This window comes from Pseudonocardia sp. DxW (assembly GCF_058448985.1).
Map to the genome: position 1 here is coordinate 1 of NZ_JBZFLK010000036.1, position 17,509 is coordinate 17,509.

Annotated in this window: 16 protein-coding genes and 1 pseudogene; 1 reads left to right on the forward strand and 16 read right to left on the reverse strand. The window is 72.8% G+C overall.

Annotated features, from left to right (window positions below):
- Nucleotides 1-582, forward strand: a 582-nt coding sequence (locus ACVJO7_RS31740; RefSeq protein ID WP_491676006.1) for a transposase, incomplete at its 5' end; no start/stop codon positions are given.
- A 27-nt stretch (nucleotides 583-609) separates the two neighbouring features.
- Here ACVJO7_RS31740 and ACVJO7_RS31745 read toward each other — a convergent pair.
- From ACVJO7_RS31745 to ACVJO7_RS31820, 16 genes and pseudogenes are all read right to left on the reverse strand, one after another.
- On the reverse strand, nucleotides 610-1,743 hold the full coding sequence (locus ACVJO7_RS31745; RefSeq protein ID WP_491676007.1) for an ABC transporter substrate-binding protein: 1,134 nt from the start codon (nucleotides 1,741-1,743) through the stop codon (nucleotides 610-612).
- A gap of 83 nt (nucleotides 1,744-1,826) precedes the next feature.
- On the reverse strand, nucleotides 1,827-3,032 hold the full coding sequence (locus ACVJO7_RS31750; protein WP_491676008.1) for a cobalamin-independent methionine synthase II family protein: 1,206 nt from the start codon (nucleotides 3,030-3,032) through the stop codon (nucleotides 1,827-1,829).
- A complete protein-coding gene (locus ACVJO7_RS31755) occupies nucleotides 3,029-4,015 on the reverse strand; it encodes a peptidyl-alpha-hydroxyglycine alpha-amidating lyase family protein (protein ID WP_491676009.1) in 987 nt (328 codons plus the stop codon). Before ACVJO7_RS31755 ends, ACVJO7_RS31750 begins: the two co-directional genes overlap by 4 nt.
- A complete protein-coding gene (locus ACVJO7_RS31760) occupies nucleotides 4,012-5,238 on the reverse strand; it encodes an amidohydrolase family protein (RefSeq protein WP_491676010.1) in 1,227 nt (408 codons plus the stop codon). Before ACVJO7_RS31760 ends, ACVJO7_RS31755 begins: the two co-directional genes overlap by 4 nt.
- A gap of 22 nt (nucleotides 5,239-5,260) precedes the next feature.
- On the reverse strand, nucleotides 5,261-7,531 hold the full coding sequence (locus tag ACVJO7_RS31765) for a CaiB/BaiF CoA-transferase family protein (protein WP_491676011.1): 2,271 nt from the start codon (nucleotides 7,529-7,531) through the stop codon (nucleotides 5,261-5,263).
- Nucleotides 7,528-8,580, reverse strand: a complete 1,053-nt coding sequence (locus ACVJO7_RS31770) for an ABC transporter ATP-binding protein (protein ID WP_491676012.1) — start codon at nucleotides 8,578-8,580, stop codon at nucleotides 7,528-7,530. The genes ACVJO7_RS31765 and ACVJO7_RS31770 overlap by 4 nt, the downstream gene beginning before the upstream one ends.
- Nucleotides 8,573-9,595 (reverse strand): ABC transporter ATP-binding protein, encoded by a 1,023-nt coding sequence (locus ACVJO7_RS31775; protein ID WP_085915934.1) that lies wholly within the window; start codon nucleotides 9,593-9,595, stop codon nucleotides 8,573-8,575. Before ACVJO7_RS31775 ends, ACVJO7_RS31770 begins: the two co-directional genes overlap by 8 nt.
- Entirely contained in the window at nucleotides 9,592-10,521 is a 930-nt protein-coding gene (locus tag ACVJO7_RS31780; RefSeq protein WP_491676013.1) for an ABC transporter permease, read from the reverse strand. The genes ACVJO7_RS31775 and ACVJO7_RS31780 overlap by 4 nt, the downstream gene beginning before the upstream one ends.
- A complete protein-coding gene (locus tag ACVJO7_RS31785) occupies nucleotides 10,518-11,465 on the reverse strand; it encodes an ABC transporter permease (RefSeq protein WP_491676014.1) in 948 nt (315 codons plus the stop codon). The genes ACVJO7_RS31780 and ACVJO7_RS31785 overlap by 4 nt, the downstream gene beginning before the upstream one ends.
- A gap of 365 nt (nucleotides 11,466-11,830) precedes the next feature.
- Entirely contained in the window at nucleotides 11,831-12,535 is a 705-nt protein-coding gene (locus ACVJO7_RS31790; RefSeq protein WP_125911641.1) for an IclR family transcriptional regulator, read from the reverse strand.
- A 94-nt stretch (nucleotides 12,536-12,629) separates the two neighbouring features.
- Entirely contained in the window at nucleotides 12,630-13,436 is an 807-nt protein-coding gene (locus ACVJO7_RS31795; RefSeq protein WP_491676015.1) for an FAD-binding protein, read from the reverse strand.
- 61 nt (nucleotides 13,437-13,497) lie between these two features.
- Nucleotides 13,498-14,142 (reverse strand): annotated as a pseudogene (locus ACVJO7_RS31800) (FAD-binding protein); the annotation flags it as partial.
- Nucleotides 14,143-14,152: 10 nt separating this feature from the next.
- The gene (locus tag ACVJO7_RS31805) at nucleotides 14,153-15,049 is read right to left on the reverse strand and encodes an amidohydrolase family protein (RefSeq protein ID WP_491676016.1); all 897 of its coding nucleotides are present in this window, start codon (nucleotides 15,047-15,049) and stop codon (nucleotides 14,153-14,155) included.
- A complete protein-coding gene (locus ACVJO7_RS31810) occupies nucleotides 15,046-15,477 on the reverse strand; it encodes a MaoC/PaaZ C-terminal domain-containing protein (protein WP_491676017.1) in 432 nt (143 codons plus the stop codon). Before ACVJO7_RS31810 ends, ACVJO7_RS31805 begins: the two co-directional genes overlap by 4 nt.
- Nucleotides 15,474-15,899 (reverse strand): FAS1-like dehydratase domain-containing protein, encoded by a 426-nt coding sequence (locus tag ACVJO7_RS31815; protein ID WP_491676018.1) that lies wholly within the window; start codon nucleotides 15,897-15,899, stop codon nucleotides 15,474-15,476. The genes ACVJO7_RS31810 and ACVJO7_RS31815 overlap by 4 nt, the downstream gene beginning before the upstream one ends.
- Entirely contained in the window at nucleotides 15,896-17,509 is a 1,614-nt protein-coding gene (locus ACVJO7_RS31820) for an AMP-binding protein (protein WP_491676019.1), read from the reverse strand. Before ACVJO7_RS31820 ends, ACVJO7_RS31815 begins: the two co-directional genes overlap by 4 nt.

The following is a 17,509-nucleotide window of genomic DNA, read 5'->3' on the forward strand; positions in this document are numbered from 1 at the left end:
GGATGCGCGGAGACGCGCACGTCCGGTTCGGAGGGCGGGCCCCGGAAACCCACCGGCCGAAAGACCGGCAGGGCGCCGGGGTCCGACCCCTACACGCGGCTGGTCACCGGGGAGGGTGTGCTGTGGCTGGCCAGCGTGCGGGATGCGTTCGCCAACCGGGTCGTCGGTTGGGCCACCGGTGAGCGGGCGACCACTGCGTTGGTGCTCACCGCCCTGGATCATGCGCTGCGCTCGCGTCAGGTGCGCTCCGGAGAGTTGATCTTCCACAGCGACAAGGGCGCCCAGTACACGGCGCTGCGATTCACCCAGCGCCTGGTCGACGCGGGTGTCGCGCCCTCGACAGGGTCCACAGGCGACAGTTACGACAACGCTTTGGCTGAGAACCTGTGGTCCACGCTCAAGATCGAGCTCGTGTACTGGCCGGGCACCACCTTCGCCACTCGTGCCGAGGCCGAGCACGCCCTGCTGCGCTACATCGACGGCTGGTACAACCCCCGCCGGATCCAGGCCGGGCTCGGCGGGCTCTCACCCGACGAGTACGAGGACGCCTACCATCGATCCCAGCGCGACGATCACAGATGACCCGGACTCCGGGAAACCGGGGGAACCTCACTGGGCCTGCAACGCCTGGGACAGGTTCTGGTAGGTCGTGTTCGGACCGTGTGCGAGCTCGATGGCGACCCCGTCCGGGTAACCGGCCTCGGCCAGCAGGGCCTTCGACCGGGCCGGATCGTGGAACCTGGAGATGTCGTTCAGCTCGGGCACGTTCGCCCAGAAGCCCGGGCCGAACGGCTGCACGCTCGGGGTGCACTCGCCCGCGAACAGGCTGTCGTTGACCGCCTCACGATCGATGGCGTAGACCAGCGCCTCGCGGACCTTGGGATCGGCGAACTCCGGCTGTCCGGTGTTGAGCAGGATCCCGTTCAGCGTGCTGTTCGGGCCCTTGACCACGCTGAGCCCGTTCGCCTCGGCCTCCCGGATCTGGCCGGCCGAGATCGTCGTGCCGTCGGTCTCCCCGGAGACGACCGAGCGGAGCCGGGTCGGCTCGTCGGAGAACACCAGCATCTCGATGCCGGCGATCGAGGTCTCGGCGGCGTTCCAGTAGTCCTCGTTCTTGCTGAACGTGACCTTGCCCTGCTGCAGCCCGGTGAGGGCGAACGGGCCGGTGCCGACCGGCTTCGTGCCGAGGTCCGGATCGTCGATCGCCTGCGGCGACACGACGATGCCCGCCTCGCCCGCCAGGGCGTTGACCATGTAGCCGGACGGGGCGTCGAAGGTCAGCCGGACCGAGTTCGGCCCGGTCGCCTCCACCGTCTGCAGCGGTGCGAGCACGGTCTTCTGCGCACCCGACTCGCGGAACGCCTCGAGCGAGGTGACCACCGCGGCCGAGTCGAACGGCGCGCCGTCGGTGAAGGTGACCCCCTCGCGCAGGGTGAGATCGAGGACCCGGTTGTCGTCGGACAGCTCCCATTCGGTGGCCAGGCCCGGCTCGATGTAGCCCGCGGGGGTGCGGCCGATCAGGCTCTCGTAGACCACGTCCAGGAAGACCGGATCCAGCGGCGCGGCCTGCCGGGGATCGAACGAGGTGGGCATTCCGGGGACCGCGTACTTGAAGACGGCCGCTGGGTCGTGTTCGCCGCCGTCGGTCCCGGCGCCGTCCCCGCCACCGCAGCCCGCGAGGATCAGCGCGGACACGGTGAGCAGGCCGAGCGCGCGGCCGATGGTGCCGCGTCGGCCGGACATCGGACGTGGGTGGTTTCGGTGCTCTCTCACGTGACCTCCATTGGCCAGTGCAGGTGTTCGGGGGATCGGGGCCTGACCACGGGTCAGGCCGAGTGGAGACGCTTGGCGGCGAGCTGGGCGCCCTCGGCGAGCGAGCGGAGCTTCGCCCAGGCGATCTCGGGGTGGCCGACCCGCGAACCGATGCCGCAGTCGGTTCCGGCCTGCAGGTTCTCCGCACCGACCACGCTCGCGAAGTTGACCAACCGCTCGGCCACCAGCTCGGGGTGCTCCACCAGGTCGGTCGCGTGGCTGACGACGCCGGGGGCGAGGATCTTGCCCTCCGGCAGCTTCACGTCCTGCCAGACCCGCCACTCGTGCGCGTGCCGGACGTTGCCCGACTCGATCGCGTACGCGCCCGCGTTCACCTTCACCAGCAGGTCGGCGATGTGCACCAGCCCGATGTCCTGGGTGTGCGGCCGGTGCCCGCTGCCCCAGCAGGAGTGCATCCGGATCTGCTCGGACGGCAGCCCCGCGATCGCGTGGTTCAGCACCTCCACCGCGAACTCCAGGTACCGGCGGAGCTCCTCGACCGTCCACTCCGGATGGAACTGCCAGGTCGTCGCGAACTCCGGCTCGTCGATCTGCAGGACGAGGCCGGCGTCGGTGACGGCCTTGTACTCCTCGCGGAGCGCCTCGGCGACGGCGAACATGTACTCCTGCTCGTCGGCGTAGTGCGCGTTGCGCGCGCCGGCACTGAGGCTGAGCGGGCCGAGCGCGGCGATGAAACCGTCCACCGGCTTGCCCTCGACCGCCGACGTCAGCGCCGCCACGTCGGCGGCGATCGCGTCGTGGCCGGTGTAGCGGATCGGGCCGGTGCAGACGCGCTCGGTGGTCGGCAGGCGCGGCGCGGCGCCGGGCGTTGCGAAACCGGGCCGGACCGGCCCGCCGGAGCCGGTCAGCCACAGCCCGGACTCGTAGGTACCGGGGAAGTCGGCCTGGTCCCGGGCGGCGACGAAGGCTCGCTTCGGCCCGATCGCCGGGTCGATGTCCAGCACCTCCCAGCCGGTCACCCTGGCGTGGATGTAGCCGCTGTAGCCCGCCATGTTCGCGGCCTTGACGTACTCCCCGTCGTTGATCACGTCCAGCCCGCAGTCGATCTGCTGGGCGACGACCTCGGCGACGGCCCCGGGGAGCCGCTCCTGCAGCCGTTCCCGCGACGGCTCGCCGTCGCCGATCAGCTCGTCCAGGTCGGCGGGGCGGGGCAGGTTCCCGCCGTGGGTGGTGAGAATCCGGCCGGGTTCGCGCCTCATGGGGTCTCCTCGTCGAAGGTCGGGATGAGTCGGGTGAAGAGCTGGTCGGCGTACTCGGGGCCGACCCGCCCGGTGGCGATCGCGAAGCTGTGGGTCACCTCGGCGACGTAGAGCGCGCCGGTGGAGTCGCGGGCGATGCCGTGCGGGGCGACGAACGAGCCGTGCCCGCGCGTCTGCGGCCTGCCCTGCGCGTCGAGCACGGACAACCGGGACGGGAGGTCCTCGGTCACCTCCCCGTGCACGAACGAGCGGGTACCCGCGGGTCGCCACAGCTCGACGACGGACACCGTGCCGTCCCGGCCGACCACCAGGTCGCACGGCCGCTGCAGATCCGTCCACTGCTCGAGGAACTCGCCGTCGGGGGAGAAGATCTGGATCCGGTCGTTCTCCCGGTCCGCGACGTACACCCGCGCGTCCGGACCGATGTCGATCCCGTGCGGCAGGTGGAACTCGCCGGGACCGGTGCCGACCGAGCCCCAGGACCCGATCAGCTCACCGTCCGCGGTGAAACGATGCACCCGGCAGTTGCCGTAGCCGTCGGCGACGTAGAGCTCCCCGTTCGGTGCCACGGCGAGCGCGGTGCACCGGTTGAACGGGTCGCCCGGATACCGGACCCGCTCGACGCTGTGCACCCGGACCGGCCGGTCGCTCGCGTACCCGGTGTCGGACGGGGTGCCCGCGGTGCCGATGACCGCCAGCAGCTCGCCGGTCGGGGTGAACCGGCGGACGGTGTGGTCGCCGGCGTCCACGCAGTACACCGAGCCGTCCGGGCCGACGGTCAATCCGTGCGGGGTGGTGAACGTGCCCCGGCCCCAGCTGCGGACGAACCCGCCCTCCGGATCGCGCACGATGACCTGCCCGTCGGAGCGGGTCAGCAGGTAGACGTGGTCGTCGGCATCGGTGTCGGTGTCGGTGACGTCGGTGTAGGCCTGCCCCGCAGGCCGCCCCGCCCAGCGCGGGTCCGCGCGCCAGCCGGCGATCACGACCGCTCCGCTTCGGCCGGCAGCCAGCCCCACGGGTGCGGTCCCCAGTGGGGCGCGATCAGCTCGCCGGCGCGCACGGTCTGCACCGGCCGCAGGCCGTGCGCGCCGGGGAAGGTGTCGCCTGCGGTGTCCACGAACTCGAAGTCGCCGTCGACGACCTCCAGGATCGTGAGGTCGGCCTCCCGGCCGACCTCGATCGCGCCGAGCTCGTCGGACTTGCCGATCGCCGCCGCCGCGTCCGTGGTGGTCATCCGGACGACCTCGGCCAGCGAGTAGCCGACGGCCATGAACTTCGCCATGCACTCCATCAGGCTCTGGAACGACTCGCCCATCGCGGTCAGGTCGCTGGACACGGTGTCCGGCGCCAGCCCGGCGTCGCGCTGCCTGCGGGCCACGTCGAACCCGAAGTTCCCACGGCCCAGCGCGGCGTCCAGCACCACGCCGCGCTCGCGGGCCTCGGTCAGCAGCGGCAGCATCAGGTCGTCGGCACCGAGCACGCCGCCGTGGTTGGGCGTGCACAGGTGGGTCAGCACGTCCCCCGGGGCGAGCTGTTCGATCGCGTACCGGGTCACCGGGGTGAGCAGGTGCGGATCCGGGCGGCGACGGGCGGACAGGTCGCCGATGTGCACCATCAGCGGGACCCCGTGCTCCTGGGCCACCTGCCTGCTGCGGCCCAGGATCTCCTTGCCGTGCTCGGCCATCAGCGGCCCGACCAGCCGGACCTTGATGCCCTGCACCAGGCCGGGGTTGGCCGTGACGCAGCGGCCGATCGCGTCCGGATCGATCTCGGTGAGCGCGTTGACGTCCACCATGGTCGGCATGGTGTGGGCGTAGCTGCCGATGTTGAGGTACGGGATCACCCTGGTCCGGGCCCGCGGCTGGATGTACGCCGAGAAGACGCCGATGTTGGCCACGCCGACGGAGCCGGCGTCGAGCACGGTGGTCACCCCGGACCGGACCCCGATGGTGTCGGGATCGCAGCCCTCCATGCCGACGCCGGGGGTGATCGCACCGTGGGCGACGTGGGTGTGGATGTCGAGCAGGCCGGGAACCACGTACTGCCCGGGGGCCCGCGCCTCGACGACCCGGGCGACGCCGTCGGTCGGGAGGTCGTCGCCGATCGCCGCGATCCGGCCGTCGGCGATCGCGATGTCGGTGCGCCGGTCGATCGAGCGTCCGGGGTCGAGGACGTGGCCGCCCTTGATCATCAGTTCGACGTGCATGTGTCTCCTTTCGGGGGCCGGGCTAGAAATGCGCCCAGCCGGTGGGCAGGGCGTCGAGCTGCACCACCCAGGAACGTTCGAGCTCGGAAATCCGGTCGGCCAGGCCGGCCGCGGTGAGGACGTCCCGGCCGTCGGCCCCCGGCCGGCGGGCAGCGGGCCCGGGGCCGACCGGGATCCGTTCCGCACGGACGACCGGGCCCGGCATGACCACCTCGCCGACCTCCTCGGAGATCTGGGTGATCGACAGGCCCTGGCCCCTGGCCCGTGGATCGGTCATCAGCTCGGCCAGACCGACCACCTCGTGCGCGGCGACACCGGACTCGCCGAGCAGCCGCACCCAGTCGGTCGCGGTCCGGCCGCCGAACGTGCCCGGCCAGCCGTCCGGGCCGGTGCCGAGCAGCGCGGTGAGCCGGTCCTCGTGGCCGGGCGTGGCGGCGACGAACAACCAGCGGTCCGACGCCCGGTGGAACCGGTGCCCGGGGCGCAGCCCGAGTGCCTCCGGGCCGCGCGGTTCGTCGCCCGGTGCGGTGGACACGGCGTAGCGGGCCTGGTGGTAGACCCCGGTCCGGGTCAGCGAGACGTGCCCCGCGCCACCGCGGCCGGTGCCGGCCCGGCGGTACACCCCGAGCGCGACCGCGAACGCGGCGAGCATGCCGGTGCCGTAGTCGAGCACGTTGTAGGGCCCGAGCACCGCGGGACCGTGGGTACCGCCGGTGCGCTCGGCGAGACCGGTGGCCGCCTGGCCCTGGGTCTCGTAGCCGCGCCGGCCCGCCCAGGGGCCGCTGCCGCCGTAACAGCTCACCGACACGTGCACCAGCTCCGGGCGGCGGGAGGTGAGCTGCTCGTGGCCGAGTCCGTAGCGCTGTGCCGTCCCGGCCGGCAGGTTGTGGGTGACCACGTCGGACTGCTCGATCAGCTGCCAGAGCACCTGCTCGCCCGCCTCGGACGTGACGTCCAGCAGCATGGTCCGCTTGCCCCGGTTGACCACGCCGTGCGCGCCGATCCGGCGTTGCGGGACGTTGATCTTGGTGACGTCGGCGCCGAACTCGGCGAGCACCCGTCCGGCGCTGGGACCGGCGAGGATCTGGGTCAGATCCAGCACCCGCAGCCCGGCGTAGGGGCCGTCGGTGGTGTCGGCGGCGGGCGGCGCGGGGGTGCCGGCCCGGACCTGCTCGCCGATGGGCCGCCGCCACCCGGCCAGCACCTCGCCGGGATCGGCGGCCGCGGCGGGGGCCGCCCGGCCGGTCGGATCCGGGGTGCCGTCGAGCACGACGGCGGCACCGGGCACGGTGAGCGGACCACGGATCGGGTCGATCACCGAGACGGCCTGCCGGTCGGCCACCGCCTGCTCGGATCCCATCCACTCGGCGGTGGTCCGGACCGCCGCCAGGGGTGTTCCGGCGGTGGCCGCCAGCTCCTCCCACTCGGCGGCGGGCCGGGAGGCGAACAGGCCGGTCAGCCGCGCACGCAGCGGGCCGGGATCGGCGGCGCTGCGGGCCCGGTCGGCCAGCCCCTCGCCGATCCAGTGCCCGGCGCCCGCGGCGTCGAGGAACCAGCGCAGGAAGCGGTTGGTCGCTCCGATCGGGTTGAACTGGACGTAGCGGCCGTCGGCGCAGCGGTAGCAGCCGCTGCCGAGAGTCGAGATGGCCCGCTCCGGTGGCAGCCCGGTGGCGACCGGATACGCGCCGGAGCCGCCGATCGCCTCGAACATGGCCGCGTAGAGCGAGATCTCGAGCCGGTCCCCGAGGCCGGTCCGGTGCCGCTCGGTGAGCGCGGCCACGATCGCGACCGCACTGCAGAAGGCGGCGAAGTTCGACGCGACCGGGACGGCGGTGTAGATGGGCCGGTCCGGGTCCCAGCCCGGCGGGGCGTTGCCGGCCCGTGGGCGGCAGTTCCCGGTCGCGGCGGCGATCACACCCTCCCAGCCCTGCACGCCCGCCCGCGGATCGGCCGCGCCGAAGCCGGGGATCGCGCAGTACACGAGCCCGCGATTGGCCGCCCGCAGCTGCGCCCAGCCCAGTCCGAGCCGGTCGGTGACGCCCGGCCGGAAGTTCTCCACCAGCACGTCGGCCTCGGCCGCCAGCGCACGGGCCGCGGCGAGACCGTCCGGGGCCTTCAGGTCGAGCTCGACGCGGCGCTTGCCGCGGTCCAGGAACGGATCGGCCGCTGCGGCGCCGGGCCGGGCCACACACACGACATCGGCACCCTGGTCCGCCAGCAGCAGCGCCGTCAGCGGGCCCGCGACGTGGTGGCCCAGGTCGAGCACCCGGACGCCCGCCAGCGGTGCGCTCATCGGAGGTTCTCCACCGGCCCGGCGGCGTCGATGCCGGCCGGGGCGGGGCTCGACGGCTGGTGCCGCAGGCAGGCGACGCGCCGGGTCGGCGACAGCTCCAGCAGCGGAGGATCGTCGGCCGCACACGCGTCCATCGCGACCGGGCACCGGCTGCGGAAGCGGCACCCGGACGGCGGCGACGCCGGGTCCGGCAGGTCGCCCTGCAGCACGGTGCGCCGCCGGGACCGCTGCAGCTGCGGGTTCGGCACCGGCACGGCCGAGAGCAGCGCCCTGGTGTACGGGTGCCGGGGGTCCTCGGCGATCTCCTGGGCGGTGCCCTCCTCGACGATCCGGCCGAAGTACATCACTGCGATCCGGTGGGCGAGGTGCCGGACGGTGGCGAAGTCGTGCGAGACCAGCAGCACCGCCTGGCCGCTGTGCTGCTGGATGTCGAGCAGCAGATTGAGGATCTCCGACCGGGTGGACAGGTCGAGTGCGGAGGTCGGCTCGTCGGCGACCAGCACCTCGGGACCCAGCGCCAGCGCGCGGGCGATGCACACCCGCTGGCGCTGCCCGCCGGAGAGCTCGTCCGGGCGCCGGTGGGCGAACTCGGGATCCAGGGTGACCCGTTCCAGCAGCGGGCCCGCGGCGTCGAGGGCCTCGGAGCCGCTGATCCGGCCGTGCACCACCAGGGGTTCGGTGACCGCGTGCCCGACGGTCTTCGTCGGGTCCAGCGCGCCGTACGGGTCCTGGAAGATGAACTGGAGCCGGGAACGGAGCTCCTTCAGCTCCGCGCCACGTACCCGGGTGACGTCGCGGCCGCAGACCTCCACGGTGCCGGTGTCCGGTTCGGCGAGCCGGGCGATCAATCTGCCGACCGTCGTCTTGCCGGAGCCCGACTCACCGACCAGGCCGAGGGTCGTCCCGGCCCGCACCGTGAGATCGACGCCGTCCACCGCGTGCACCGACCGCAACGGCCGGCCGAACAGGGTCCGGGTCAGCGGGAAGCTCTTCACCAGGCCGGAGGCCCGGACGACCACCGCCGGATCCGGGCTCGTCGGATCAGACACGGGCCACCCCTTCCAGAGTCAGTTCGCCACCCGAGACCCGCCCGCACCGGGTGCGGTGACCGTGCTCCAGCTCGGTGTCGACCTGCGGCAGCGCGCACTGCTCGGGCAGACCGTGCCCGCAGCGCGGGCGGAACCGGCAGCCGTCCGGGAACCGGCCCGCCGGCGGGACCCGGCCGGGAATCACGTTCAGCCGGGTGCGCGGGCTGCCGGACTGCGGGACGGCCGCCAGCAACGCGCTCGAGTACGGATGCTGCGGGTCGTAGAACAGCCCGTCGATCGAGGTCCGTTCGACGACGTGGCCGGCGTACATCACGACGACGTCGTCGCAGAAGTCGGCGACGACACCGAGATCGTGGGTGACCAGCAGCACCGCCAGGTCCATGTCCCGCTGCAGGTCGCGCAGCAGCTGCAGGATCTCCGCCTGGATCGTCACGTCCAGTGCGGTGGTCGGCTCGTCGGCGATCACCAGCCTCGGGTCGCAGGCGATCGCGCCGGCGATCATCACCCGCTGCTGCATCCCGCCACTGAGCTCGTGCGGGTAGGAGCGGACCCGCTGCGCGGCGTTCGGGATGCCGACCCGGTCCAGCAGCTCCGCCGCGCGCAGGTGCGCGGTCCGCCTGCTCTCGCCCAGGTGCAGCCGGCGGGCCTCGGCGATCTGGTCACCGACCGTCATGGTCGGGTTGAGGCTGCTCATCGGTTCCTGGAAGACGATGCCGACCGGCCCGCCGCGCACCGAGCGCAGCTCGCGCTCGCGGCACCGCAGCAGGTCGACGCCGTCGAAGTGGACCGAGCCGGACCGGACCGGCAGCCCGGGCGGCAGCAGCCGCAGCACGGCCATCGAGGTCAGGCTCTTGCCGCACCCCGACTCGCCGATCAGGGCCAGCGACCGTCCCCGGTGCACGTCGAACGTGACGTCCTCGACGAGTCCGCGCTGGCCGGGCTCGCCGGGCAGGTCGATGGTCAGGCCGCGGACCGAGAGCAGTGGTTCCCCGGCCGGGCGCGATGGTGCGGTCACATCCGCCTCCGGATCCCGACGGCGTCGCGGATCGCGTCGCCGATCGTGTTGAACGACAGCACGGTCAGCACCATCGCCACGCCGGGCGGGATGACCGCGTAGGGCGCGTCGAACTGGCTGGCGTAGGCCGCCTTGAGCATCGATCCCCAGCTCGCGTCCGGGGGCTGTACGCCGAGCCCGAGGAAGCTCAGGCTCGCCTCGACGAGCAGTGCCACCCCCATCAGGATGGTCACCTGGACCATGACCGGCGCCGCGATGTTCGGCAGCACGTGGACGGCCAGGATCCGGCGTTGCGAGGATCCGATCGCCGTCGCCGACTGCACGAAGGTCTCCTCGGTCACCGCGAGTGCGGCGCCGCGGACGATCCGGAACATCGTCGGGGTGAAGATGATCCCGACCGCGATCATGGTGTTGACCAGGCCCGGCCCGAGCACCGCGACGATCGCCAGCGCACCCACCAGTGCGGGCAGCGCCAGCACGGTGTCGGCGAGCCGCCCGGTGACGGCGTCCACCCAGCCACCGCGGATCGCCGCCAGCAGGCCCAGCGGCAGCCCGATCGCGACCGCGATCCCGACCGAGATCAGCGGGGCGATGATGGTGATCCGGGACGCGGTGATGATCCGGCTGAGCACGTCGCGGCCGAAGTCGTCGGTTCCGAACAGGTGGGTCCAGCTCGGGTCGGCGAACCGGTTGGCCAGGTTCTGGGCGTCCGGGTCGTGCGGGGCGACGAGCGGCCCGATGATCGCGAGTGCGACGAGCAGCGCGACGACGCCGACCGAGGCGGCGCTCGCCGGCCGCCCGACCACGGCGCGCAGCACCCGGTTCCGGCGCCTCGGGCTGCGCGGCGGCGGGGTCGCAGCGGGATCCACCCGGGCGGCCGGCTGCCCGGCCGGCTCCATCGTCCGAGGCTCGGGGGGAGGATTCATGCGGCTCTCACCTTCGGGTTGATCCAGCCGTAGGCCAGGTCGACGACGAGGTTGACGACCACCACGACCAGCGCGCAGAACAGCACGTAGCCCTGGATCACCGGGTAGTCGCGTTGCAGGACCGAGTTGACCGCCAGCGAGCCGAGACCGGAGATGCCGACCACGGCCTCGATCACGATCGTGCCGCCGATCAGCCGGCTGGTCTGCAGGCCGAGCACGGTGACCACCGGGATCGCCGCGTTGCGCAGGACGTGCCTGCCGATCAGGTGCGGCGTCGAGGCCCCGCGGGCCCGGGCGGTGCGGATGTAGGGCCGCGCGAGAACGTCCGCGACGCAGCCGCGAGTGTGCCGGGCCAGCTCGGCGGCGGTGGCCAGACCGAGCGCGGTCGCCGGGATCAGGATGTGCGAGAGCCAGGTGCCGAAGCCCCGGTCGAGCGGGACGTAGGTGGTGGCGGGCAGCCATCGCAGGGTCAGCGCGAAGACCGACACCAGCAGCATCGCCACCCAGAAGCTGGGCATCGCGATACCGAGGGTCGCCAGGGTGGAGACCGCGCGGTCGATCCAGCTGCCCTGGCGCAGACCGGCGATCACGCCGGCGCCGACACCGAGCAGCAGGGCCAGGATGATCGCGGTGAGCGTGAGGGCCAGGGTCGGCGGTGCCACGTCGAGGATCGCCTGGGTGACGGGCTGGTTGGTGAACAGCGAGTTGCCGAGGTCCCCTTGCAGGACTCCGCCGAGCCAGGACAGGTACTGCTCGTACACCGGACGGTTCAGGCCCAGCTGTGCGCGGATCCGGTCGACGTCGGCGACCGAGGCGTTGTCGCCCGCGATCACCTCTGCCGGGTCTCCGGGGATCAGCTGGACCATCAGGAAGGTCAGCAGTGAGACGAGCCAGAGAACGAGTAGGCCTCCACCGATCCGGTGGATGACCATCCGTGAGTTCATCGTCGCTCCGTCCGACGCTGGGCGGTGGTGACGCAGCCGCAGAGGGGGATGCTGGTCGCGGGGATCGTCCGATTATTGGACGTTCTGTTCGTTTACTGACACATATCGTGCACCGTGGTGTGGTCCACGTCAAGGTGCGGACCGGCAGCAAACGCTGCTGCGCAGCGCGGATGCCGTGCGGCCGTGGAACGATCGGGCGCCCCCGGGCGGAGACGCCGCTGCCCCACTGCCGGGCCGCGGCGTACTCGCCGGGACGCGGATCGGTGGGGCAGCGGTGGAGGGCGTCGGTGCACGTCGGGGCACGGCGCCGCGGGCCGCAGGCGGCCATCGTTCCCGGGAGCCTGCGGCGAGATGTGGCCGAGCGGTCAGATGCCGCCGTCGGCGATCAGCCGGGCGGTGTCCAGCAACCGGCCGGCGACGTGCTCGACGTCCACGTCGCCCATCGAGACGACGCCGATGGCGGCGTCGAGGGAGTGCCCGTCCCCGTCGAACAGAGGGACCGCGATTCCCACCGCTCCTGCGGTGAGCCGCCCGCGGGAGACCGCGTAACCGGCCTCCCTGGCGTCCCGGACGGCGTCCGGATCCGAGGTCCGCGGCTTGCGGGCCATCAGGATCGCCAGGCCGCTCGCGCCCTGGGCGAGCGGATGCCGGGCACCGCTGTGCTGGGACAGGTGGAAGACCGAGGCGGGTGGCTCGAAGACGGACAGCGCGACCGCGTCGTCGCCCTCGGCGACGACACACTGCGCGGTGACCTCCAGCTCCTGCGCGAGCCGGCGCAGATGCGGTGCCGTCGCCCGGCGCAGCTCCGGATTGGCCTGCCGGGCCAGCTGCATCACGCCCAGGCCCAGCCGGTACCGGCCGGAGCTGCCCTCGGCCACCAGACGGTGCGCGCGCAAGGTGGTGAGCAGCCGGTAGACGGCCTGCCGGTGCACCCCGAGCGAGGTCGCCAGCTCGGCGACCGTCATCTCGCGGTCCTCGTTCGCCAGCAGCTCCAGCAGTCGCAGCCCACGATCGAGGGTCAGCGAACCGCTCTGTGCCGGCCCGTCGCCGTCCCGCACCTCCGCGCTCATCTGCGACACCTTCCCCGACCTAGGCTGTGACCACCGGCTCCTGTCCGCCGGGCGTGACGGAGGGTCGTCACCCTATCGCTCGGCATCCGCCCGCTCACGATGCGCACGTCCGGTCGGCGGCGGCCGCCGCTCCGGCGATCCGGCCGAACGCCATGCACTCGGCGAGACTGGCACCGCCCGCCGGGTAGAGCAGCCCGTGTATCGAGCCCAGCTCGCCTGCCGAGTACAGGTTCCCGACCGGGGCGCCGCCGACGCCGCGCACCCGGGCGCCCGCGTCCCGGCGTGGTCCGCCGACGGTGTGCGAACCGCCCGGGTACAAGGGCACCGCGAAGAAGCGCCGTCCGTCGAGGGGGACCAGGGTCGAGGGTGCACGTCCGAACTCCTCGTCCCGGCCCGCGGCGCAGGAGGCGTTGTAGCGCCGCACCGACTCGGTCAGCGCTTCCGCGTCGATGCCGCAGAGACCGGCCAGCTCGTGCAGCGTTGCGGCGCTCCGGATCCAGCCGCGCTCCAGCTCGGCGACGTTGTCGCAGCTCCAGGTGTAGTCCTGCACCGGGCCGGCCGGGCCGGAGTAGGTGGGGACCAGCGGGCCCTTGTCGAAGCGCCGCTCGTCGAAGATCCACCAGGTGGGGATCCGCGGATGCGAGAGCCGCTGCGCGTCCATCCCGAGCAGCTCCAGGTGCGCGGCGTGCTGACGGCCCGGCTCGGCCAGGAACCGCTGCCCGGCGCCGTCGACGAACACCGCTCCCGGGTTGACCGCGCGGTCCGGGTCGGGCCCGAACCGTCCGGTGCCCCAGACGTCGATCCCGGTCCCCCCGGTGTAGCCGTTGCCGGGGAACCGGGCGACGAAGTGCCCCGGCCAGACGTTCATGTGCCACAGTTCGGCGCCGACCTGCTGGGCCATCCCGGATCCCGTCGCCGGTGTTGTCCTGGCTGCCGTAGAACCAGGCCCGGGGAACCGGCAGGAACTGGCGCTGCAGAGCCGGATCGCCCTCGAACCCGCCGACCGCCAGCACCACGCCGCGCCGGGCTCCGATCCGCTGCTCGCGCCCGCCGTCGTCGACCCGGACGCCGAGCACGTCGCCGTCCGGGCCGGTGATCAGTCCGGTCGCCGCGGCGCCGAACCGGACCTCGATCCCGCGTTCGTCGACGAGCGAGCGGAGCAGACCGAACAGCGGGCAGCCCGGCCAGCGGGCCGCCCGCTCGGAGGGCAGCACCCGGTGCACCGTGACCGAGCCGTGGTCGGGCAGCGCGTCGTGCTCGCCGTGCAGGTCCAGGACGCTGTACTCGCCGCCCTGCGCGGTCAGCCAGGCCGGGTTCGCCGCGGTCTCGACCGCCCACGTCCGGATCAGTTCCGGCTCGACGACCGCGTCCTCCCCGGACACCGCATAGGACGCCGTCAGATAGCGGCACGCGGCGTCGATGTCGTTGGGCACCAGGAAGAAGCCCGCCGCGTACCGGCTGTTCGGCCGATGCCGCTCGGCGGCCTGTTTCTCCAGCACCAGCACCTGTGCGCCGGCGTCGTGCGCGGTCACCGCGGCGACCGCGCCCGCGTCACCGAGCCCCAGCACGACGACGTCGACCGTGCGATCGAATCCTGTCCCGGGCATCAGCACCTCCTCAGCCGGTCTCCGCGGCGAGGCCGAACAGTCGCACCGCGTTCTCCTTGAGGATCTTCGGCCGGACCTCGTCCCGGAAGCCGGCCGCGGCGAAGTCCTCCAGCCAGCGCTCCGGAGTGATCATCGGGAAGTCCGATCCGAACAGCATCTTGTCCTTGAGCAGGGTGTTCGCGTACTGCACCAGCTGCGGCGGGAAGTACTTCGGAGACCAGCCGGACAGGTCGATGTAGACGTTCGGCTTGTGCATGGCGACCGACAGGGCTTCGTCCTGCCAGGGGAACGACGGGTGCGCCAGCACGATCTTCAGGTCCGGGAAGTCCACCGCGACGTCGTCGACGGCCATCGGGGTCGAGTACTTGAGCCGCAGCCCGCCGCCACCGCGCTGCCCGGCGCCTGCGCCGGTGTGCCCGGTGTGGAACAACGCGACCATTCCGTGTTCCTGCAGCACCTCGTAGAGCGGATAGGCCATCCGGTCGTTCGGGAAGAAGCCCTGTGACGTCGGGTGGAACTTGAAGCCCTGCACCCCGTGCTCGGTGATCAGGCTGCGGGCCGCTCGGACACCTGCCGCGCCGCGGTGCGGGTCGATGCTGGCGAACGGGATCAGCACGTCGGAGTGCTCCGCGGCCAGGTCGGCGATCTCCTCGTTGGGCGGGTTCGGCTCCCGGCCGGTCTGGTGAGCCGAGTCCACGGTGAACACGACCGCCGCCATCCGCCTGGCGCGGTAGTACTCGGCCAGCATCGGCACGGTGAACCGGGTGACCTTGTCCGTCTTGAAGTACTTCGCCATCGCGTCGAAGCTCTCCGACCGGTCGGGCGCGGACGCCTCGGCGACCGAGAGCTGCACGTGGGTGTGCACGTCGATCGCGTCGACGGCATCGGGGTCGATCCCGCGGGTCATGTCGCCTCCCCGGCCGTGACGACGGTGGCCGAGCCGCCGAGCACGGCTCGTCCGTCCTGGTTGGTGGTGGTGAGTGTGACCTCGGCGAGCTGCTCGTCGCCCTCGGCCCGCACCTCGTCGATCCGTGCGGTCACCGTGAGGGTGTCGCCGGGCCAGGTCGGGGCCTGGAACCGGGCGCGGTAGCGGCGCACGTGCGCGGTGCCGAACCAGTCGACGAGCACCTGCCCGGCCAGCCCCATCACCAGCATCCCGTGCGACATCACCGTCGGGTGGCCCGCGACCTGCGTGGCGAAGGGCTCGTCGGTGTGCAGCGGGTTGAAGTCCCCGCCGGCTCCGGCGTACATCACGATCTGGGTCCGCCGGAGGTCCTCGACGACGACCTCGGTCCGCTCCTCGCCGACGGTCACGGCGACCGGCGCGGCGCTCATGCCGAGCCCTCCGCCGGACGGGTGCGGACGGTCACCGCGGTGGCGCGGGCGACCAGCTCGCCGTCGGCGTCATGGAAGTCGGTGTGCCGCTCGGTGAAGTCCAGCACTCCGGAACGGCCCTCCTTGCTCCAGGTCCGCCCGTCCCGCTTGCTCGGGACCAGGGTCTCGCCGACCTGCAGCGGGCGGTAGTAGGTGAACTCCTGCTCGGCGTGCAGCCCGCCACCGCCGGCTCCGGCACCGCCCGGCCCGGCGCCGGAGCCCTGCCACGGCTGTCCCGGTCGCATCCGCAGGGGCCAGTCCGGGTCGAAGTGGGCATAGGCGATCGGGAAGGTCGGCGGCACGCCGCCGTCGTGCTCGGCGCCGAGCGCCCTGGCGAACGCCAGCACGTGCCCCCGTTCGATCGGGAAGCTCCGCTGGGTCATCTGTTCTCCTCCTGGTTCCGGGTGGCGAGCTGCTTCGCCCGGGTGCGGTCGACCTTGCCCGCCGGGGTGCGTGGCACCGCGTCGATACGGATCAGCGTGCGGGGATGCTTGTAGCGGGCGAGCCGGGCGTCCAGGTGCGAGATCAGTGCCTCGTCGGAGTGCCCGCTGAGCTCGCCGGCCACCAGCGCGGTGACCTCCTGGCCCCAGCGCGGGTCCGGCATGCCGATGACGACGGCGTCGGTGACGGCAGGGTGCGCGACCAGCGCCTGCTCGACCTCCTCCGGGAAGACCTTCTCGCCACCGGTGTTGATCACGCCGTCGCCACGGCCGAGCAGGATCAGCTTGCCGTCGGCGTCGAGTGAGGCCAGGTCGCCGGGGACCGCGTAACGCACCCCGTCGATCACCCGCCAGGTGCGCGCGGTGCGCTCCGGATCACGCAGGTAACCGACCGGCTGCGGGCCGGCGCTGGCCAGCACACCCACCCGGCCGCTGCCCGGCTCGACGTCGCGGTCCTGTTCGTCGAGCACCCTGGCCACCGGTGCCAGATCGAACCGGCCGTCTGCCAGGTCGGCATCGCGGCTCGCCTCGGCGACCCCGAACGGACCGCCCTCGGACGCGGAGATGTTGTCCACCAGCGTCATCGACCCCTCGGCGAGCAGGGAGCGTTTGACATCGACGCTCCAGGCCACTCCGGAGCTGGTGATCCGGCGCATGCTGGAGATGTCGTACGGGGTGCCGGTCGCGCGTTGCTCGCCGAGCGCGTCCACCAGCGGCCTGCCGAACGCGTCGCCGACGATCACCATCTCGGTGGCCCGCTCACGGGCCACCACCTGCCAGACCTCGTGTGCGTCCAGCGAGTGCGAGGTGCAGAAGCAGACGGTGCCGCCGCCGAGCAGCGTGCGCATCGCGTGGAAAAAGCCGGTCCCGTGCATCAGCGGCGACATCGGCAGCACCACCGGGACGGCGTCCCGCTCGCGCAGCCCGGCGACCGCGGCCCGGACCTCGTCCGGGCCGGCCGGGGCGGCGATGCCCTGCTGGCGGAAGACCGAGCCGAGGATGCCGAGCAGCCCCGTGCGGTCCCAGATCACGCCCTTCGGACGGCCGGTGGTGCCCCCGGTGAGCAGGATGATCCCGTGCTCGAAGCCGGTCTCGTCCCGGCCGGTGGCCGGATCGCCGGTCGCGGCGGCGTCCGCGTAGGACGCCGCGGTGCCTGCCGCCGACGCGCCGGTCCGCAGCACCGCGGTCAGTCCCGGCAACGAGCCGGCGACCCCGCCGACCCGCTCGGTCAGGCTCTCGTCGTGCACCAGCGCCACGGCCTCCACGTGATCGAGCACGTAGGCCAGCTCGGGTTCGCGGTACCGGTAGTTGATGTTGACCGGGACCGCGCCGATCCGGAAGGCGGCGAGCACCGTCTCCAGGTACTCGACCCCGTTGTAGAGGGCGATCGCCACGGTGTCCCCGAGGCCGACGCCGCGCGCGGCGAGCGTCCCGGCGACCCGGTCGGCGCGGGCGTGCAGCTCGGCGTAACTGATCCGCACGTCGCCGTGGGACACGGCGATGCGGTCGGCCGCGGCGTCGCCCGCCGCCCGTAGGGCCGCGGACACGCTCAT